Origin of the sequence: Providencia sp. PROV269, assembly GCF_028477785.1 — a bacterium.
GTDB classification, from domain to species: domain Bacteria; phylum Pseudomonadota; class Gammaproteobacteria; order Enterobacterales; family Enterobacteriaceae; genus Providencia; species Providencia rettgeri.
Genome location: NZ_JAMPLV010000017.1, coordinates 125,061 through 146,093, shown reverse-complemented (window position 1 = coordinate 146,093; position 21,033 = coordinate 125,061). Strand labels below are relative to the sequence as shown.

General features: G+C 39.0%; 12 protein-coding genes. 4 read left to right on the top strand and 8 right to left on the bottom strand.

Translation table 11 applies throughout. The annotated features are described in order from the left end of the window. Window positions 1-438 precede the first annotated feature (438 nt). The 4 genes from recR to apt form a co-directional block, all read right to left on the bottom strand. A complete protein-coding gene (gene recR / locus PR683_RS17700; RefSeq protein ID WP_004913633.1) occupies window positions 439-1,038 on the bottom strand; it encodes a recombination mediator RecR in 600 nt (199 codons plus the stop codon). Beyond that, window positions 1,038-1,367 carry a YbaB/EbfC family nucleoid-associated protein gene (locus PR683_RS17695; RefSeq protein ID WP_004260403.1) on the bottom strand — a complete coding sequence of 110 codons (330 nt, stop codon included), beginning with the start codon at window positions 1,365-1,367 and terminating at the stop codon, window positions 1,038-1,040. Before PR683_RS17695 ends, recR begins: the two co-directional genes overlap by 1 nt. A 48-nt stretch (window positions 1,368-1,415) precedes the next feature. Then, a complete protein-coding gene (dnaX, locus tag PR683_RS17690; protein ID WP_123382364.1) occupies window positions 1,416-3,359 on the bottom strand; it encodes a DNA polymerase III subunit gamma/tau in 1,944 nt (647 codons plus the stop codon). A gap of 112 nt (window positions 3,360-3,471) precedes the next feature. Further along, window positions 3,472-4,023 carry an adenine phosphoribosyltransferase gene (gene apt, locus PR683_RS17685; protein ID WP_004913642.1) on the bottom strand — a complete coding sequence of 184 codons (552 nt, stop codon included), beginning with the start codon at window positions 4,021-4,023 and terminating at the stop codon, window positions 3,472-3,474. Between the two features lie 142 nt (window positions 4,024-4,165). On the opposite strand from apt, the gene priC reads away from it, so the two are divergent. Further along, window positions 4,166-4,714, top strand: coding sequence for a primosomal replication protein PriC (gene priC / locus PR683_RS17680; RefSeq protein WP_109912058.1), 549 nt, complete (start codon window positions 4,166-4,168; stop codon window positions 4,712-4,714). Between the two features lie 18 nt (window positions 4,715-4,732). Next, on the top strand, window positions 4,733-4,909 hold the full coding sequence (rsmS, locus tag PR683_RS17675) for a pleiotropic regulatory protein RsmS (RefSeq protein WP_272571632.1): 177 nt from the start codon (window positions 4,733-4,735) through the stop codon (window positions 4,907-4,909). A gap of 5 nt (window positions 4,910-4,914) precedes the next feature. On the opposite strand, the gene mscK is transcribed toward rsmS, so the two are convergent. From mscK to acrR, 3 genes are all read right to left on the bottom strand, one after another. Beyond that, on the bottom strand, window positions 4,915-8,292 hold the full coding sequence (gene mscK, locus PR683_RS17670; RefSeq protein ID WP_109912057.1) for a mechanosensitive channel MscK: 3,378 nt from the start codon (window positions 8,290-8,292) through the stop codon (window positions 4,915-4,917). A 106-nt stretch (window positions 8,293-8,398) separates the two neighbouring features. Continuing rightward, on the bottom strand, window positions 8,399-8,752 hold the full coding sequence (locus PR683_RS17665; protein ID WP_004913652.1) for a DsrE/DsrF/TusD sulfur relay family protein: 354 nt from the start codon (window positions 8,750-8,752) through the stop codon (window positions 8,399-8,401). A 12-nt stretch (window positions 8,753-8,764) separates the two neighbouring features. Then, the gene (acrR, locus tag PR683_RS17660; protein ID WP_123382367.1) at window positions 8,765-9,415 is read right to left on the bottom strand and encodes a multidrug efflux transporter transcriptional repressor AcrR; all 651 of its coding nucleotides are present in this window, start codon (window positions 9,413-9,415) and stop codon (window positions 8,765-8,767) included. A gap of 134 nt (window positions 9,416-9,549) precedes the next feature. Here acrR and PR683_RS17655 point away from each other — a divergent pair, with 134 nt between their 5' ends. Both PR683_RS17655 and PR683_RS17650 read left to right on the top strand, forming a co-directional pair. Then, complete coding sequence (locus PR683_RS17655; protein WP_004913654.1) at window positions 9,550-10,737, top strand: efflux RND transporter periplasmic adaptor subunit; 1,188 nt, start codon at window positions 9,550-9,552, stop codon at window positions 10,735-10,737. Between the two features lie 15 nt (window positions 10,738-10,752). Beyond that, the gene (locus PR683_RS17650) at window positions 10,753-13,911 is read left to right on the top strand and encodes an efflux RND transporter permease subunit (RefSeq protein WP_109912056.1); all 3,159 of its coding nucleotides are present in this window, start codon (window positions 10,753-10,755) and stop codon (window positions 13,909-13,911) included. Window positions 13,912-14,019: 108 nt separating this feature from the next. Here the strand turns inward: PR683_RS17650 and PR683_RS17645 are convergent, their stop codons facing one another. Beyond that, on the bottom strand, window positions 14,020-20,211 hold the full coding sequence (locus tag PR683_RS17645) for a TcdA/TcdB pore-forming domain-containing protein (protein WP_272571631.1): 6,192 nt from the start codon (window positions 20,209-20,211) through the stop codon (window positions 14,020-14,022). Between the last annotated feature and the right edge of the window lie 822 nt (window positions 20,212-21,033).

The following is a 21,033-nucleotide window of genomic DNA, read 5'->3' as shown; positions in this document are numbered from 1 at the left end:
GCAGATTAGTTGGGGGCGAAAAACAGAAATTCAAGCGAAAGGGATAAAAAATTTAGCAGACCAAACTCAAAAGCCAATGATTAGAAAGAAAATAATAACAACCGCAATCATTTTAAAGGTAGTTAATGAAAGGAATAATTTTACTCATCTCCAATCATATCCTCTAAATAATTTGTGCTGTAGCTAGGCGTCAAATACGTTAATTCCTAGGAGCATACTAGTATGAGAACCAAGTCACCGAGCCCAGCCCCCTACGGCTCAAATTAGTAACTGAATTCTGTAGGGGGATTTTAGAAAAACGAAATCAATATCATCCTCTAAATAATTTGTGCTGTAGCTAGGCGTCAAATACGTTAATCCCTAGGAGCATACACCAGTATGTGACTAGGGTTAACGCATGAAGACAACAACGCTACAGTGCAAAGTATGACGAGGATATCAAAGTTTAAGGCGGCCGGAGAGCGAATGAGACAACGTCGTACTATCGACTAACTCTAACTCCCCACCCACTGGCACACCGTGCGCAATTCGGCTCGCCGCCACCCCATATTGAGCACACATTTGCCCAATATAGTTTGCCGTCGCTTCTCCTTCAACCGTTGGATTGGTTGCTAAAATCACTTCAGTGATAGTCTCGGACGCCAAGCGCTCTTCGAGTCTATCAAGGCCGATATCCATTGGGCCGATTCCATCAAGTGGGGACAAATGCCCCATAAGGACAAAATAACGCCCGGAAAATTGCCCGGTTTGTTCTATTGCATAGATATCTGCTGGACTTTCAACAATACAAATCAAACCATTTTGTTGACGACGTGGGTTATCGCAAATATTACAGATATCTTGTTCTGTAAATGTTCTGCAATCACGGCAATGACCTATTTCAGACATGGCTCGAGTGAGCGATTGCGCTAAACGCATTCCCCCACTTCGGTCACGCTGTAAAAGATGAAAAGCCATTCTCTGCGCTGACTTGGGGCCAACCCCCGGGAGACAGCGCAGAGCTTCCATCAACGATTCAAGAAGCGGACTTGTTTGCATTAGAATGGCATCTTAAAGCCTGGTGGTAATTGCATACCACTAGAAACACTCGCCATTTTTTCTTTTTGAGTTTCTTCGATACGACGTGCAGCATCATTAAATGCCGCTGCAATCAAATCTTCTAACATTTCTTTGTCGTCTTCGAGCAAGCTAGGGTCAATCTCAACACGGCGGCAGTTATGTGAGCCATTAATCGTCACTTTAACTAACCCTGCACCAGATTCGCCTGTAGCTTCTAGTTGAGCGATTTCTTCCTGAACTTTTTGCATTTTATCTTGCATTTGTTGGGCCTGTTTCATCAGGTTACCCAATCCACCTTTACCAAACATAGTTATCTCTCACAACTGAGGCTACAGCTTAATAATGAGACTGTAGCGTTAAACGGGGCGAATACTCTCTTCATCTAATTGCGCATCAAACATTGAGCGCAGTTTTTGAATCGTTTTATCCGCAATAATAGACTGGCGCGCTTGTGCCAGTTTTTCTTCATAAATCGCCTGTCGCCATTCTAACGGGGTTTTCACCTCGCTATTATCATCATGAACGATTTTCAGTTCAACAGTACGACCATATTGTTCACTCAGAGCTTCTTCCAACACTTTGTGGGCCGATGGTTTATCGAGGTGCTTCTGAGCTGAGCGCAAATGTAAAATAATTTGCGAATCACTTAATTCTTCTATATATGAATTCAAAGCTAATTGTTCAACCAGTTTGGGAATATTTAATTTTGCGATTTTCCCTGACCAGCTATCCCGAATTCGCCCTTCTTCAATAATTTTAACGGCTAATTCAGGCGTTTTTTCATATTCCAACGCCTCTTTGATTCCGCTTGGCGTTGTTACCGCTTCTTTTGGAGCCATCGACTCTTCATTTTGCGGTTTCCACTGGTACTGCTTTGGTTTTTGTGGTTTTGCTGCCTGAGCCGCTCTATTTTCCACATTTTGTTGATGTTTGCTGGTCACGGCGGCCAGCCTTTCCAGTGCTGATGCCGCCGGCTTAGCCCTTTCAGGCATCACCGGTTTAGCCTTTTTTGGGCTAGGATCCTCACTTTGGGGAGATTGTAACGCCTGCCTCGCCTTCAATAACTGTAATGTTGGGCTATTGTCTGGCAGATTTTCCGCTCGCACTTGTGTCGGAGGCACCCTTTGCGACATATTTAATGCCGCAGACGGTGCTGATTGAACAGCGGCTTGCGGGATAACCTGTGGCGGAGCTTCAATTTCAGCAATCACATTTTTAGGATGAAAAGCTAATGCACGTAATAGTGCCATTTCAACCCCCATACGCCGCTCAGGGGCATAGGGAAGTTCTTTTCTTCCGACTAATAACGTTTGGTAAAACAATTGGAGATCTGCAGGGGAAATTACCCTTGCAACCTGCCGTAACCGCCCCTCTGTCGAAGATGGGTCTGTTTCTTGCTCAGCTGGAAGCAGTTGGATCATTGCGATACGGTGTAATTGCGACAGAATTTCCACCAGCAAGTTTTCCCAATCTGCACCGCGACTAGCAGCTTGCTCTACCTGTTCCATTACCGCCATGCTATCGGCACGTACTAGTGCTTCAATAATAGCTAATGGCTGTTCGTCATCAAGAGTTCCTAGCATTTGGCTAACGATATCAGCCGTGACTTTCCCTTGCCCCATCGCAATGGCTTGGTCAGTTAAGCTTAATGCATCACGCAAACTGCCATCCGCTGCTCTTGCTATCAACTGACGAGCACGTTGATCATGTTCAATATTTTCTGCATTCAGGATGAGTTCAAGTTGCTCACTGATTTGCGTGACATCTAACGCTTTTAGATGGAACTGCAAGCAGCGGGACAAAATGGTCACAGGGAGTTTTTGCGGATCAGTCGTCGCCAACAAAAACTTCACATGTTCAGGTGGTTCTTCAAGCGTTTTTAATAACGCATTAAAACTATGACGAGACAACATGTGTACTTCGTCAATTAAATAAACTTTGAAGCGCCCACGTGCTGGCGCGTATTGGACATTGTCTAATAATTCACGAGTGTCTTCGACTTTAGTACGAGAGGCTGCGTCAATTTCAATTAAATCGACAAATCGCCCTTGCTCTATTTCAAGGCAGTTGGCACATTGCCCACAAGGCGATGCAGTTATCCCTGTTTCGCAATTAAGGCCTTTGGCAAACAGGCGAGCAATCGTCGTTTTTCCTACGCCACGTGTACCGGAGAAAAGATAGGCATGATGAAGCCGCTGATGCGTTAGCCCATTAGCGAGTGCAGTCAAAACGTGCTGTTGACCAACAACGTCTGAAAATTTTTGGGGGCGCCACTTACGGGCAAGTACCTGATAGCTCATGGATTCCACTGTCATTTAACATGGTACGTGAATATATATAATCATAGTACCATGCTACCACAGCCTCAACCTATACAGCGAGGCTGTGATAAAAATAGAGGGAAAATAAAGATTAGTGGCCTGGGAACTCAACAAGGCTATATGAAGAAACACCTTCTTTTTGTAGACGCTCAACACCGCCAAGATCAGGTAAGCTGATGATAAACGCAGCTTCAACAACATTAGCACCAAGCTGTTTGATCATTTTCACCGTTGCTTCCACTGTACCACCTGTCGCGAGTAGATCATCAACAACTAAGACGTTATCGTCAGGGTTGATGCTGTCTTTATGGATTTCAAGTGTATCCGTACCATATTCAAGGTCGTAAGTCATACTTAATACTTCACGTGGTAATTTCCCTTTTTTACGTACAGGGACAAAACCTACGCCTAAACGTAATGCGACTGGAGCACCGAATAGAAAACCACGTGCTTCAGTTCCTACAATTTTAGTGACGCCTTTATTTTGATAATGTTCGACTAACATATCAATTGTTGCTTGGTATGCAGCAGGGTTATTTAATAAAGTGGTAATGTCACGAAAAATCACACCTTCGATTGGATAATCTTGGATAGATGCGATACTTTCTTTAATCAATTGCAGTTGTTGCTCTTTAGCGGTCATAATAAAAGCCATGTAGTAAACACGAAAGTGTAGAATCTATGTAAAGTACCATAAAAATGCAATAAGAAGCCGTCAATTTGGCATCAGTTTTGTTGCTGAATATCAATATTCCGCTATTTTTGACACTTAATGAGAACAAAAAATGAAAATCCCCGCTCTTTTAGATGCGTTAAAAAAGCAGATTGATGAATTGAAAACTCGAGTGGACCCCATAAAAGACCTTGAGTTTTCACATTCACGCTTCGACATGCAATTGTTTAGCCGCAAATCCACCCGTCTAGGGGATTGCCAAAATGAATTACAGACCTTGTATCAGCAATTGTGCCACAGCGTAACGTTAAACCACAGCGAGCAGGTCAATTTCCTAACGGAGAAAATAGTCCACCAAATACAAGCCATTTCTCGGGAGATTTCTACACAAGCTTTACGTGAGAAAGAATCCAGTTTTACTAAGAAAAAGGAACAGATTGATTTATATGAACGTTTATCACAACACCAAGACTATGAACGACGCTTACAAGCGATGGTGAGTGAAAAAGAGCTTCATTTAAGTGAGCTAACTGACCACCGTCTTCAACACCAGTGCCAAAAAGAACTCGCTGTACTTGCAGGGCGTTTGTACCGTTGCCGCCAAGCACTTTTGCGTATTGAGAAAGCCATTGAACATCAAGAAAATCAATATTTTGATTAAATATTGGAAGGAATCAGTATGAGTTCACTCAAAGATGCTCCACAAGAAATCCAACTTGCTGTTGATTTAATCTACTTATTAGAAACCTCTGAGATAGACACCAATGTGGTTCTCAAAGCACTTGAAATTGTGAAAAATGATTATATGTCAAAACAAGTGCAAGCAGCACAAGCTACCTGCACCAAAGAAACTTAACGGGTCTAGTGCGTTTCACCATCACTATCTTTAGGTCTTCGCTTCACTTCTTGCACTTCATCACCTTTATTATTATGCAAATGAACCTCTAACTGGTTGAATGCAATATCAATGTCATTTTCTCGACATAATTTGTCTATCGCGCGGTTCACTTCATCACTTGTCACGCCACGGTCACCAATTTGCCGCACATAAAAACGTAATTCATGGTCTAACGTACTGGCGCCAAAACTGGTGAAATAAACATTGGGAGCGGGTTCGGTCATCACCTTGTTATTGCTGGTTGCTGCCGATAATAAAACCCGCTTCACTTTATCCAGATCTGAACCATAAGCCACGCCGATCGCAATCGTGATGCGCGTGACGGTGTCTGATAGCGACCAGTTGATCAACCGCTCAGTCACAAAAGCTTTATTCGGAATGATCACTTCTTTACGATCAAAATCGACAATAGTGGTTGCCCGGATACGAATTTTACTTACCGTTCCTGAGTAGGTGCCAATCGTAACAGTGTCTCCAATACGGATCGGCCGTTCGAATAGTAAAATGATCCCTGAGACAAAGTTGGCAAAAATTTCCTGTAAGCCAAACCCTAACCCGACGGTTAAAGCAGCGGCTAACCATTGCAATTTGTTCCATGTCACGCCAATCATCCCTAACGAGGCAATCGCGCCAATCCCCACGATAATATAAGTTAATATTGTCGTAATAGCATAAGTAGAACCCTGACGGAGTTTTAACCGTGATAACACCAATACTTCCAGTAACCCAGGGAGATTTCGAGTCATCACCCAAGACACAATGATGATCACAAGAGCCAATATTAAATTCGCTAAGGTTACGAATTGTAAAATATTTCCCCCTTCTGCCGATGTGGCGGTGTAGCTCCACAAGTTCACGCTATCTAAGAAAGAGAAAATGGTGATAAAGTCAGACCAAATTGCATAAAACGCTAACGCAAAGATAATAAACAACACCATCGTTGTCAGGCGTAGCGATTGCTGGCTAATCAACTCGATGGTCATGGGTGGCTCTTTAATGGGTTCGTTTTCAACATCTTCTTGCTTCAACATCGCACGACGTTCTATAGCACGTTGATATGCCAACTTACGAGCCACCAGTGTTAGTCCCCTTAAGCAAGCATTGTAAGTGATATACCACAGGAGTAGAAGATAGAGGCTATCTAACCAACGATTGGCCAAACGCAATGTGGTGTAGTAATACCCCGCCATCATTAAGCCCACTAAAATTAATGGCGAAAATGTCAGTAATGTCATGACAATACTGCGCGTTAAGTGACTACCTTTCTCTTGCCAAACCTGTTTACAAAATGGGATTGTAAAAATACACAACAGTATAAGAGAAACTAGCACAATTAATTGGCCAATCACGTCCTCAGACACTTTCAGTGGGTTGCTAACGCCATAAGTGGAAAAGAAAATAAGTGGCACCAGAGGAATCGATAGCCTAATCATTCTACGTCGTGTTTGAGATATTTTCTCTTTTTCAATACCAAAATGTTTTTGTGCAATACCTTGGGGTTTCAACACACGAAACGTCAGCTCAAATAACGCCCAAAATATCGCTAACTGTTGGCTGAACTGCCAGAAAAATGGGCCTTGTACATTCCCTGTTTTCAAAAACCAGTAACCAAATGCGAGTAAAAACAGTGAAATAGGCAATGTTTGCATTAATGTCAGCAGAATCGCAAATGGCGTACTTAGTACGCTATCATTGCGCAAACTTGAAAGCCGTTGGTCAATATCTTGCAATCGGTTATTAATTTTACGATTAAACCAAATAAACAGTAGCGCGACCAAAACAAGTGGAATAACCACTAACAGTGAATTACTCACGCCCCGTTTAATGCTGCGGTTTGATAAACTAAAATCAAAGCTATTAATTTGTGTCGCTGCGGCTTCAGGAAAAGCTTTCACCCATTCCAAATCAATCGGTTTATTACTATTCACCCAAAATATTTGCTGTGCCAAGGTATTTTCAAGCGACCCCACTACACTCAATAATTGGTTTTGATCCAGTTGTAGGTTGATTGCTTGCGAAATTTGCCCGCCAAGCTGCTGGTTAAGTTCATCTAATAACCCACGGCGAACTTCCAATAGTTTCAATAACGTGGATTTATCTTCCGTTGATAATAATGTGCTATTGGTAAGCTCATCCCCAGTTTTTATCTCAAATTGCTGTTCCAACTTCGTAATATAATCATTAGGTTGGTAAAGTTCATCACGTTGTTGGTTAACATCAAATTGTTCAAGCCGCAAATCGGCGATCGTTGTGGGTAAATTTTTCGTTAGAATATCAGGTGGTAAGTCAATTTGTTGTTGAAACAAAATTCGTGAAAGCAATAAGCTACCGCGTAATACATTAATTTGTTCTTTTAGATTTCGTTCTGACTGTGTCGCTCTTTCAAGCCAGGTTTTTACACGGATACCATTTTGAACCAATTTATTGCTATTTTCTGTCACTGTAATTAACCGGTCGCTCAGCGCATTATTAATCGCAATTTCTTTTTGAATAAGGGGATTTTGTTGAGCTTTGATATCGGTTTCAGAAGTACTTAATGCTTCACGCACCGTTGATTGGGAGTCATTTAGGCGGCGATGACTAATAGCATTTTGTACTTGCTGAATATGATGTTCCAATTGTTCAATATATGCTGCGGTATAATCACGCTGTTTTTGCAGTACATCTTGTAATTGAGTGTTAGCCTCTAGAATACGTTTTTGATATTCATTTTGCTGCTGTAATAAGTACTGTTCAACTTGCAGCATTGTGATTTGAGTCGGCCTTAAATTCACAGATTCATTTAATGAACTATTTAGCTCATTACGAATTTCCTGCAATCGTCTCGCATTTTCCAACATCATCGCTTGTGCCCTTTCAGGCTGCGTTTGTAAGCCAATTAATTGGCTACTATAGGTTGCGAGGTCATTTTGTTCTGTTTGCAGATTTTCTAAGTAAGAGGTTTGTAATGCTTTTAATTGTGAAAGAGAGCTATCTTGTATTTTTCGTAGGAAATTTTCGGTGAGTTGTTCATTTTCATTTTTTATTTGCAACAAACCTTGTGCAGCTTGTTTTGATTCTTCACTCGCGCTACTGAGTTTTTTTTGCAGATCAGCCGTTCGTTGTTCGAGTTTATCCAGTTCGTCATAAAAATCTGAGGTTTTTTCCAGATCGGCGAGAACAAGTTTATCTTCCTCACTGAGTGAGTTTTTTTTATTCAATGCATTGAGTGCACTTTTAATTTCATTCTTATCAGGTAAGTTATTTGACGTTAGTGCCGTAATTGAGCTGGAAAAAGATGCGATGAAAAAGAACAGTATGATTGATACTAACTGCTGCCACTTCCATTGTTGTTTCATCATAATGGCATTCCTTTATACGAATAATACGTTGCTTAATTAAACAAAGTGCCGATAACAGCCTATCAGCACCTAATTTTACCTAACCAAACACATTTTACGTAGAATATTAGAAAGTTAATACTTTATCAGCCGTTAATGTCCAGCTTGCAAGCTCGACCAATGTACCAACCTCAACACCATCAGCAAGGGTTAATTCACTCACACCACGGGCATCTGTACAAGTTTTGCATAATTTAACGGGAACATTTTGTGCCGTTAAAATCTCTAACATTTGTTGAAGGTTGTAGCCTTCTTTAGGCTTTTGAGCCGCTAAACCTGCTGTCACTGCATCTGACATCAGAAAAATTTTTAAATCTAACTGTGGCTCTTGCTCTTTTAACGTTATCGCTAATCGCAATGAGTTGAACAATGTTTCACTGCCGTAAGGTGCTCCATTGGCAATAATCAAGATAGAGGTCATGTCGGACTCCACTTATTCAGTTTGAATGGGTTTTAACCGGATCGCGGTATTACATTTTAGTGTTTCTAATAGTGTATCAACCAATGTAATTGTATGTTGATTAATATTAAAATTTTCTGATTGGAGTAGCCAGTTTTCTAACAAACCAGACGTTAATGAACGGATCATAATCGCGGCACACTCCACATCAAGGTCTGCTGGAAGCTGCCCCGCATCAATACAGGCAGTCAAGTTATCCACAATTCGGCATTGGCTTGCGACGTAATTAGCGCGTTTAAAATCAACTAACTCTGCCATTTCGCCAACTAATTCGCACTTCAAAAAGAAAATTTCCATCAAAGCGCGGTTTTTAGGGCTTTCAATAAAATCAGTCAAAATATAAACTAATAATTCTCTTAGTATTGAAAGTGGATCGTTGGTATATTTAGAACGATAATATTCTTCGGCTTGTACTATTTGGTTATCACCAAATTCACAAGCTTGATAAAAGAGATCAACTTTGTTTTTGAAATGCCAATATATTGCACCTCGGGTAACCCCCGCTGCTTTTGCAATATCGGCTAATGATGTGGCAGAAACTCCTCGTTCAGAGAATGTTTTGATGGCAGCATCTAATATTTCCTGACGGGTTTCTTCAGCCTGTTGTTTAGTTTTTCGTGCCATTGTGACCCGTTTCTATCGAAAGCTGATTTACATACATTCGTGTATGTTTGTACTATAGCACAGTGATAAATCATATTGTTTACCATTTTTCTTATTTTTGTTTTGAACTCATATTGATTAATTGAGGTTAACTTATGCGAAAAAACAGAGGGGTGTTACCTCTGGCTCTGTTAGTTCTTTCAGGTGGCTTGGCTCTATCCGGTTGTAACGATGAACAACAAGGTGGCGGAGAACGCCCGGCGCCTGAAGTAGGAATTGTTACGCTTAAAGCCGAACCTCTGACGCTCAAAACCGAGTTACCAGGCCGAACATCCGCATTTCGTGTTGCCGAGGTTCGCCCTCAGGTTAGTGGCATCATATTGAAGCGCAACTATAAAGAAGGTAGCGACGTAGAAGCAGGGACATCTTTATACCAAATTGACCCGGCACCATTCCAAGCAACCTATGACAGCGCAAAAGCGGAGCTAGCAAAAGCACAAGCTAATGCGAATCTGGCTGCATTAACGGTGAAGCGTTATAAACCATTGTTAGGGACTAATTACATTAGTCGTCAGGAATACGACCAAGCAACGTCAACCTATGCGCAAGCACTCGCTGCCGTCAAAGCGGCTGAAGCGGCGGTTGAAACTGCACGTATCAACCTGAATTATACTAAAGTGACTGCACCGATTAGCGGCCGTACTGGCAAATCGAATGTGACTGAAGGGGCTTTAGTATCAACAGGGCAAACCACTGAATTAATGCGTGTTCAGCAACTTGATCCTATCTATGTTGACGTAACACAATCAAGTGACGATTTCTTACGCCTCAAAAATGAGATAGCGAAAGGCGCTGTACAGCGGGAATCAGGAAAAGCACCTGTCAGCTTGATCAACAACAACGGTCAAGAATACGCACAAAAAGGTGTTCTGGAATTCTCTGATGTCACTGTTGATGAAACAACAGGGTCTATCACGATGAGAGCCATGTTCCCTAACCCGAACAAAGAATTACTTCCAGGTATGTTTGTTCGTGCTGTATTAGAAGATGGTGTTATTGATAATGCGATTCTAGTTCCGCAACAAGGTTTATCTCGTACGGCTCAAGGAACTTCTCAAGTCATGGTTGTTGACGCTGAGAATAAAGTTGAAGTCAGAAAAGTTAAAGCAGGACAAGCAGTTGGCAACAAATGGCTGGTAACTGAAGGTCTAAAAGCAGGTGATCGTGTCATTGTCATCGGCTTACAAAAAATCAAACCAGGAATTGTTGTGAATCCTAAGGAAGCAAACTTAGAAACGCAATCCATAGACAATCAGGCAAAACCTGAAGAAAAGTCTAAATAAGGGAGCGGCTGATTAATGCCTAAGTTTTTTATAGAAAGACCAATTTTTGCGTGGGTAATTGCTATTATCACCATGCTTGCTGGTCTGTTGGCAATTATCCAGTTACCTGTTTCGCAGTACCCGACCATCGCGCCACCGGCTGTTTCTATTTCAGCTAACTATCCGGGAGCGGATGCTGAGACGGTACAAAATACAGTAACGCAGGTTATCGAACAGAACATGAACGGTATCGATAACCTGGTATATATGTCATCGAGCAGTGATTCATCAGGTTCTGCTAGCATTACGCTGACATTTGAAGCAGGAACTGATGGTGATATCGCGCAAGTACAAGTGCAAAACAAATTGCAACTGGCGATGCCATTGTTGCCACAAGAAGTTCAGCAACAAGGTATTAGTGTCGATAAATCAACTAGTTCATTCTTAATGGTTGCGGGTTTCGTTTCTAACGATGGCTCAATGGGGCAATATGATATTGCCGACTATGTAGGGTCAAATATTAAAGACCCACTTAGCCGAGTTAACGGTGTCGGTGAAACTCAACTGTTCGGTACCCAATATGCAATGCGTATTTGGCTAAAACCAGAGCAACTTGTTAAGTACAACATGACCACTACAGATGTCATTAATGCGATCAAGGTTCAAAATAACCAAGTCGCAGCAGGACAACTCGGTGGTTCACCATCTGTAGCAAATCAGCGTTTAAACGTTTCTATCATTGCGCAGACACGGTTAAATAGCCCTGAAGAATTTAGCAATATTTTATTACGTGTAAACCAAGATGGTTCACAAGTACGTATTAAGGATGTTGCTGAGGTCCAATTAGGTGCTGAAAACTATAGTACGATTGCCCGCTTTAATGGTAAGCCAGCAGCAGGTATCGGTATTAAACTGGCAACGGGAGCGAACGCATTAGATACGTCTAATAACGTTCGTGCCGCGCTTGAGGAAATGAAACCTTTCTTCCCTCAAGGGTTAGAGATTGTTTATCCATACGATACAACCCCATTTGTTAAAATTTCAATTAACGAAGTGGTTAAAACGTTAGTAGAAGCAATCATGCTGGTTGTTGTTGTAATGTATTTGTTCCTACAAAACATCCGTGCAACACTGATACCAACGATTGCAGTACCTGTCGTATTGTTAGGTACCTTTGCTATCTTGTCGGCATTTGGTTATTCCATAAACACGTTGACCATGTTCGCGATGGTACTCGCCATCGGGCTTCTCGTCGATGACGCCATCGTTGTTGTTGAGAACGTTGAGCGTGTTATGCAAGAAGAAGGCTTATCACCAAAAGAAGCGACCAAAAAATCAATGGGTCAAATCCAAGGTGCGTTAGTCGGTATTGCAATGGTGCTGTCTGCGGTATTTATCCCTATGGCCTTCTTTGGGGGTTCTACAGGGGCAATTTACCGTCAGTTCTCAATTACCATTGTATCCTCCATGATCTTATCAGTACTGGTTGCGATGATCTTAACGCCAGCACTGTGCGCCACCATGTTGAAGCCAATTGAAAAAGGCAGCCATGGTAGCCAGAAAGGGTTCTTTGGGTGGTTTAACCGTACATTTGAAAAACAAGCACACCACTACACCGACAGTGTAAGCCGTATGCTTAACGGTACTGGTCGTTATCTCGTCATTTACCTGCTGTTAGTGGTTGGTATGGCGTTCATGTTCGTTCGCTTACCGTCTTCCTTCTTACCGGCGGAAGACCAGGGGGTATTCTTGTCAATGATCCAATTACCACCGGGATCAACGCAAGAACAAACCCAAGCGGTACTAGATGAAGTGAATAACTACTACCATACCGAAGAAGCTAAAAACGTTGAATCGGTCTTTACCGTTGGGGGCTTTAGCTTCGCAGGTCAAGGACAAAATATGGGTCTTGCCTTCGTCGTTCTGAAAAATTGGAGCGAACGTAAAGGCGATGAAAACCACGTTGATGCGATTGTACAGCGTGCGAATATCGCACTATCAAAAAAACAAGAAGCATTGATTTACGCCTTTAACCTACCCGCAATTGTTGAGTTAGGTACCGCAGACGGGTTTGACTTTGAGTTAGTTGATAAAGGTAACTTGGGGCATGATAAACTAATGCAAGCCCGTAACCAGTTGCTTGGATTGGCGGCTCAGCACCCAGAAATGCTTCAAGGTGTTCGCCCAAATGGTCAGGATGATACCTCGCAATACCGTATTTATATTGACCAACAAAAAGCACAGGCTCAAGGTGTCGCTATCAGTGATATCAACGCAACATTGAGTTCTATGTTTGGTGGAAGCTACGTGAATGACTTTATCGACCGTGGTCGTGTGAAGAAAGTTTACGTACAAGGTGACGCAGAAAGCCGTATGTTACCTTCTGACATCAGTAACCTGTATGTTCGTAATAACCAAGGTAAAATGGTTCCGTTCTCTGCATTTATGGACGAATCCAAAGATCCTTGGAAGTATGGTTCACCACGTTTAGAACGTTATAACGGTGTCCCTGCGATGAATATTCAAGGCCAAGCAGCTCCGGGACAAAGTACGGGTGATGCGATGCTGTTAATGGAAAAACTCACCACTGAAAACCTGCCTGAAGGAATTGGTTACGAGTGGACGGGTATGTCTTATCAAGAACGTTTAGCAGGTAACCAAGCCCCTGCACTGTATGCGATTTCTTTGATAGTGGTATTCCTGTGTCTGGCTGCTCTATATGAAAGCTGGTCTGTTCCATTCTCAGTTATGTTAGTGGTTCCATTAGGTATTATTGGTGCGTTATTGTTCACCAGTGTTCGTGGTTTAGACAACGACGTTTACTTTAAAGTGGGCCTCTTAACCACCATTGGGCTATCGGCGAAAAACGCAATATTGATTGTTGAATTCGCCAAAGACTTGATGGAAAAAGAAGGCAAAGGGTTAGTCGAAGCAACACTGAATGCAGTTAAAATGCGTTTACGACCAATTCTGATGACATCTCTAGCATTTATGTTAGGTGTTATCCCACTGGTATTTAGTAATGGTGCAGGTTCTGCATCCCAGAACTCAGTAGGTACTGGTGTTCTTGGGGGTATGTTCGCAGCAACCTCGCTGGCTATCTTCTTCGTTCCTGTATTCTTCGTGGTGATCCGTCGCCGTTTCTCGAAGAAATCAGAGGACATTGAACACAGTCACCCACCAACAGCTCAATAAACGCTGATGAATGACAAAAAGAGCCACTAAATGTGGCTCTTTTTTTATCTAAATGCTGATTCCTATAATGCGCTCTAATACATCATCCCAGTGGACAAAAATAAAAAATCAAGCCAAATTAATTTGGCTTGATAAGCCAATTGGTATAAGTTCAGTTCGTTCATTTTTTCCGTCTAGCATAATATCTACATTTAATTGTTCTATGTGACGCATAAAATTTATTCTGTCCGTTAATAAATCTATAATATCGGTAGAGTCTGACTGTCGTTTTGCTCTTTCATTAAAATATGTCGATAAATACATTAATCCGTAATTTTCCTTTAGCTTGTTAACTAGATTATCGAGTACTATATAATCATGCTCCTGCGCTATTTTAATCATCAAGTGGCGATAAGACTCAGATTTTGAACCATAGACTTCACGTAATATTAACGATGTGTCATTATGGATATCTGTAATAATGAGATCATTACCTTGCCGGTTAATGAACATCTTTCTCCAATTGTCAACTGACGGTATAATAATATCATCTACAGCATTATCTTTTGCGTTATTATCAATAATAATGGCACGATAAGCTTTCCAAGCATCTACACTAAATTCATATGTATCCCCCCCTTCTCCACCACTTAATATTAATGTATCAACATGAGCTATTTTAGATGGATTAATGATATCTGCCTCATGCGTTCCTTTAATTACAAATGAAGCGCCTATCTTGTTCGATTCTTTTGTTCCATTGTCAGGCTGATAAAGTATTTCGTTCTTATCCGTTAGCATCATGAAGCCATTATCAATTTTCTTAATATTTTTAAATACTAACTCTGGGTATATTTTAATGCTATCAGCTATATTATTATTTGAACTCATATAGGTATTAATAACACCGAATGAATGTCGCATAGTATCAATATTAACAACTTGCTGACTATATAATTTACCGGTATTTCTATCAAATATAAACCCGTTTTGATTATCTGAATCAAATCCTAAAAATTGTAGCTCATGTTCTGATAACAAAGAGTGAGCAATAATAAATTTGCGATCAAAGTACCATGCAGGAATGATACTCTCATCTGAGCGCCTTAATCCCAATAAAGCAATTGCCTGTTTTGTTCCATTATAGTTGTCGTCAAGCTTTGATAACCAATTAGATGAATCTAATGTTTTTAACCAATGCTCATTAAATGCGACTATATCTATACTACCATCCGCATTAACTTGCTGTATCTTTCCTGACTTTCTTATAACAATAATATTTCCATTCCAATTAAAAACAGTGTTTATTTGTGTAATCGGGATTGAGTGTCCGTATATTTCTTGTGTGATAATCTTTGTTGTTGGATTGTTGATATCAAATACATCTTGCCCCAAGCCTTCTTGACGATATAATCTATCTTTTTCTTTACTATAGAAAAAAAACACTTCCGTTTCACTGTCGTCAATTAAACTACCAACAAGTGTTAAATCAGCAGGGTTTTCAACAACCTTTGTATATTTATTTACACCAAGGTTAACCTTAATTAAAGTATTTGTGTCACGACGTAGCCAATAACGACGATTGATACCATTTTCATCTTTACCATCAATAGTTACTATCTTTGCAAGATTTAACGTAGAAAAATCTAACTTATCAGATTCTACTTCGCTAAGATTTTGACTGTAACGATCATTAGGTACATTATAATACATTTTTAAAATATGGTATCCCGAACTATTTATTTTTGTTGGTGAATTCGCTAAATATTCTAACAGCTTACTACTATTAAAAATATTAACGAGTTCAGATTTTTTTCCATCTATTTTATATTTAGTGAAAATTTCGTCATTATTATCATGATGAGTTAAACTAAAATAAATATTTTCATGCTCCCTCCATAGCTTATGTACTTTAAACGGTGATGATTTCTCATCAGCTAAATAATAATTATTATCGAGTTGACCACCATTATTAATATTGCTCCGCCAAATAATATTTTCTTCCTGAGAAAAGAAATAGGCATACTCTGCATCAATAGTTCCGAGTGTAGGCGAATGATAGATTTTATTTATTGAATTAGTAAAAAGCATTCTTTTTGTTGCGACCTCATAAAAAGCTCTCCCAACATTTTTCTTACCATATATATAATCATCAACTACAATAAAGTTACCGTGCAATTGGTGTTTATCAGCCAATTCATCTAGGTGCTGTTCAATTGACTGGCCTTTATTACTCCACTGTCGACCATCCTCTCTGATAACTTGAATGAGTTTATTTTTAAAATCTACCTCACGAACTTCATGCTCTGAATTAACTAAAATAACTTGATCAGATAAGGCACTTGGATCAATATTTATATTTAAACTGCCAATTCTTAGATAACCATCATTAACTTCTACTGTAGGATCACCGCCATCAATCAAACTTGTATCAATAACCCATTTTGAATTATGCTTAAAATTTGAATCATTTATTAATGTAATATTAACACCATGGTTAATACTAATAATATATTCACCACCCGCTCCGCTAAGGTTATAAGATAGTTTCCCATACCATTCACTGGATATTTTAGGCACGGCAATATGTGCTTTATTTATGGGTAAAATAATATTTGTTTTGGTACTGACATATTCATGATAAATTCTAGTTACAATATACTCACCAGGAAAAGAATAAAAATCATAATCAAATTTATCTGTTTCTTCTAATCTCCGCAAAACATTAAAACCATAATCATAACGAGTCAATGCACCTGGAAATAGATTAAAAGAATAATTAATATATGACTTTGGCACCCCTGGTAAAATAACGGTATCTGTCTCTTGAAATGGAATGTCATGCTTGCTCTGATAACCAAGTCCTTCTCGAATATTAATGGCTTGTTTTTTATCAACCACCGAATAGGGAAGATACGCTGCCCAAGCAATATAATCTTTGCGCCCACTACCATTTCCACTGCGATGGGGCTGTGTACGGTAGAGATACTGGCTATCAAAGTTAATTTTTTTTGAGCGTAAGTCAATACGATCAAATACAGCCAAAGGACGTGGAACTAAGATCCGTTTACCACTTTTATTATCTATTTGATAATCAAATCCATTCCCACTATACGCATCATCTAAATGTTGGAAGTAGACCCCAACTTCTTTCGCATGCTCGCCAATTTCAGCATATGCACGTGCTAGTCCCACAATTCCAATTCCGAGGCCACCAACAATCACACCCACACCACCAAATACAGCAGCTGCCTCTGTAGCTCCGACAATACCTGCACCAATTGTTGCACCACTTAATAGTAAACTTGCTGAATCGAATGCCAGCTGAGTTCCAAATACAGCCTTTTGTGGATCATTTTCTGCATGTGTTAATTCATAAATATCAAACCCAACCATTGCGCCTTGAAAAGCAGTACCGATCCCTTCATTAGCTACCCGGGCAAATGATGATGAAAAAGTCTTCATCGCAGAGTGGGTAATTCCCGCCTCCTCACACCAAAGCGTTTTAACTAACTTTACAACCTTTGTCACATCATTTACTGCACCATGCGCCATCATACTATAAGTGACATAAGCATGAATTTTTAATGCTTCCGCTAAATTTGATGACATGCCACTGCTTATGTTTTGTCTATTTTTATTCGCAGCCCACTGAATTAATGCGTGAACGGCCATTCCCATGTTCATTCCATCAACATGTTCCGCATTACCTATGCCACCTCGGCGCCGTAATTCAGAATGGTGAAATTCGTAGCTTTGTTCAAATGTATTTATATTTTCATTAAAGTACTCTTTAAATTCCATCAAAGTACTATCTGTTGTTTCAATCCAGCGCTCTCGAAATGCGATGTCTTTATTAATAAATTGAATGCGGTATTTTCCCTCCTCAGTCATTTCTATACTAGAAAAATTAGGTAACCATGTTTCATCTAATTGATACTGTTCAGATATCTCATTAAATACTCTCTCAATTTTGTCCCCCCATCGTTCAGCGGTCAAAATTGTTAACGATGCTTTTATATTTAACTCTTTAGTAATTTGTATTTGATTTTCAATAAATTTAATCGTATTTTTACGCCTTTCAGCAACAAGATTCAAATCATCTGTATTGGATAAATCTGATACGACTAATCCCCCGCCCACTGCCACATTTCTCATCCCGTCAACATCAATAGAAATTAATTCAAAAATAGGTTTCGAATCAGAGCCTAAAGCAACATATAATTTAGCCATTTTTTTATTTATCATAAACTTATTTAGAGCTGAAAAAAGTTTATGACTACTTTCAAATGTAAATATACCGAAATTAGGATCGTAAAAATAATAGGTTACACTATCTTCATATACAATTTTCCCCAACATCATCGCATGCTTCTGGCTATTTAAGGCATACATTTTCGTTGCATTCCCCTCAGTTAATCTAGCCTCAATAGCATTTAAATCTAGGTTACCTTGAGAACTCGAAGACTGTACCGCTTCAATATTTGAATGAAGCCTTATTAATGATTTTTTTAATAGAATTGAGCTGTTATCTGTTGGTGATGCGGCAGCTAAAAAGAGTTTGTCGAGTAGTACATTACTACCATTTGGCCCATTCTCCTCTAATGCAACAGCCATAGCTCTAACAAGCGGATAACAGCGACCATCTGACATATCTCCCATTAAAGGTAAATAAAAATCTTGGGGGGATAGCCTAGAATTTATACTGCCCTCTCTCTTAAATAATTCATTTATTTCCCTCGTATTTTCTAAAATTTGATGACGACCTTCGTTATCTATCGTATTTTGAATATGCCTATACAATGCGCCACGTTCTGTCACGCTCAATTCAGGATTTAAATATAGAGCCATCATCTCTGATGAAGTCATTTCTTGATTAAAGCCTCGAATATCAGTTTTATTATAGTTATCATAACCTTCATTAAATTTATCATTAGCAATATTACGATCTCGCATCACCGCCAATTTATATTCTTTATTTAGCGCTATATTCGTAACACCGTTACCAAGTTCTTCATTTACGACTTGAACAACAGAGTCAATTCCAGTCTTATTTTTTATTTGTAGCCATAACCTGCTTTTTTCTACAGATAATGACTCAGTTAATATCGATAAATGTTTTTGAGAATAGTAATCTTTAATAATTTTTTTTATTTCCAGAATTGATATTAATTTATCGATCCTTATATTTTCGTCATTACTTCGTATTGACTTACTCTTTAGATTGCTTAATTCAACTTTAAATTCATCAATTTGTTTAATTAATTGATTGATTTTATCATAAATTTTATTTTTAACCTTGCCATTTAAATCAACCCATGATTTTATTGCTGAGTTCTCCAGCGAAAACCCCCCATCAATATATTCACCTTCTGAAACCTGGTCCGTATTTATACCAAATTCTTTTGCTATTTCTTTTAATTTATTTTGTGATGCATGGCGATATCGATTGAATTTTTCTAATTGTTTCTCGGAAAATTGATTATCAACATAATAACCTATCATAGAACTTTCGTTGTTACGTAGCTTAGGAATAGGTGTTCCATTGATCAATTCATATTCTTGCTTTTGTAATAATAACCGCCAATGGCCATCCTTAAAATACATATACGCCATCGCAAGGCCTTCATCTGAGCCTGGAACTTGGTAGTCCATATAATCAAATGCCATTACAACGTTATCATACAATATAGAACTATTCACACGGCCATCATGATAAACACGATAGGTTGTTTCATTCAGCTTAGTAACAATAACGGAGCACCCTGTTAAAGAGCCCGTGAATAAAAAACTATCCTCAGCAGCCTGAATAGGTATATCAACATAAGCAGGCGTTGCACTGGACTGATTAGCCCCGTTATAACCTAAAAAATAAGCATGGAATGCTAATGAAGGCGAGATGCTTGAAGGCTCATATCTATATTCAACCGCATAACTATTCGGACCAATTTTAACTAAGTGTGCACGTCCATAAGGTGGTATTTTACCCATTGTTGTCATGCTATCCCCACTAATCGCATGCAAGCGGGTAAACGATAATGTGTCTGCAAGAAAGTTCTTAACATCAGGACTTGCTGGACTATTTTTAAGTGGCATACTGCCAAATAATCCAGATTTTAAACGACTATCACGCAGTACTTGTGCAACTAAATTAGAGTTAACTGTATCATAGCCCATCTCTTGCACTGTTCTCAGTAAAATTTGTTTTATTTGGCGAATTATTAATAATGATTCTTTATTAATAATTAGAAAATTATTATTTTTTTTAATTTCATCCATTTTATAAATGGAATTTTTTAATAAACAACTATTATTAAACATATAATTAAATCCTTTTATTTACCTATGTTATATAAGAGCATCTCCACATATCAAGAATTACATTTTATAAAAAATAATTCCATTAACAATCATTAAACAAATAATAAAATAAATATAATAGCTATCATTAAACAAATAATAAAATAAATATAATAGCTATCATTATCTTTTACAGGGATTATATAAGCAATAAGAATACAACTTTCTAAACTTAATATCTTAGCCGATAGAACTGGGGGAAAATACCAAGCTATTAGGCCGGTTCATTTCATTTGAGAGCTATCAATATCAGTGTCAAGACAGTTTTCTTTAGCTTCAAAATACCATTGATATCAAGGTGCTGGTACAAACAATGAATTTTTCATTACGTGGCGACGGTTATTTTGTAATATGTAGCACAGATAAAATACAGATAGGGGAAAATCAATTTAGTGATATTTCTAGTTTATTCTCAATAGCCTATTAGATTTACTACCAAACATAATATGTTCGGTATCAGTCTGATACCGGTCATTAGACTAGCATTTTTTATTTGGTAATCTTTGTAATCTACGCCATCACTACATTATCAAAAGGAATCGAACTATTAATTCTCCCATCATGATAGACCCGATAAGTTGTTTCATTTAGTTCAGTAACGATCACAAAACTATCAGAAAGTGTACGTGTAAATAAAAATTTTGCTTTAGATGAGTACTTGGGTATATCGATATAAACGAGCGATTTTTTACCTGATGATTGCCGTTATATCCTAGTAAAACGAATTGAACATCAACTTTATTATAAATTGTAGGAATGTGACTTAAATGATTTAATATCTAC

What these genes read in the sequence shown, in the direction of transcription:
- recR (WP_004913633.1), bottom strand. Translation starts at nt 1,038, where the DNA reads ATGCAAACAAGTCCGCTTCTTGAATCGTTGATGGAAGCTCTGCGCTGT.
- PR683_RS17695 (WP_004260403.1), bottom strand. Translation starts at nt 1,367, where the DNA reads ATGTTTGGTAAAGGTGGATTGGGTAACCTGATGAAACAGGCCCAACAA.
- dnaX (WP_123382364.1), bottom strand. Translation starts at nt 3,359, where the DNA reads ATGAGCTATCAGGTACTTGCCCGTAAGTGGCGCCCCCAAAAATTTTCA.
- apt (WP_004913642.1), bottom strand. Translation starts at nt 4,023, where the DNA reads ATGACCGCTAAAGAGCAACAACTGCAATTGATTAAAGAAAGTATCGCA.
- priC (WP_109912058.1), top strand. Translation starts at nt 4,166, where the DNA reads ATGAAAATCCCCGCTCTTTTAGATGCGTTAAAAAAGCAGATTGATGAA.
- rsmS (WP_272571632.1), top strand. Translation starts at nt 4,733, where the DNA reads ATGAGTTCACTCAAAGATGCTCCACAAGAAATCCAACTTGCTGTTGAT.
- mscK (WP_109912057.1), bottom strand. Translation starts at nt 8,292, where the DNA reads ATGATGAAACAACAATGGAAGTGGCAGCAGTTAGTATCAATCATACTG.
- PR683_RS17665 (WP_004913652.1), bottom strand. Translation starts at nt 8,752, where the DNA reads ATGACCTCTATCTTGATTATTGCCAATGGAGCACCTTACGGCAGTGAA.
- acrR (WP_123382367.1), bottom strand. Translation starts at nt 9,415, where the DNA reads ATGGCACGAAAAACTAAACAACAGGCTGAAGAAACCCGTCAGGAAATA.
- PR683_RS17655 (WP_004913654.1), top strand. Translation starts at nt 9,550, where the DNA reads ATGCGAAAAAACAGAGGGGTGTTACCTCTGGCTCTGTTAGTTCTTTCA.
- PR683_RS17650 (WP_109912056.1), top strand. Translation starts at nt 10,753, where the DNA reads ATGCCTAAGTTTTTTATAGAAAGACCAATTTTTGCGTGGGTAATTGCT.
- PR683_RS17645 (WP_272571631.1), bottom strand. Translation starts at nt 20,211, where the DNA reads ATGTTTAATAATAGTTGTTTATTAAAAAATTCCATTTATAAAATGGAT.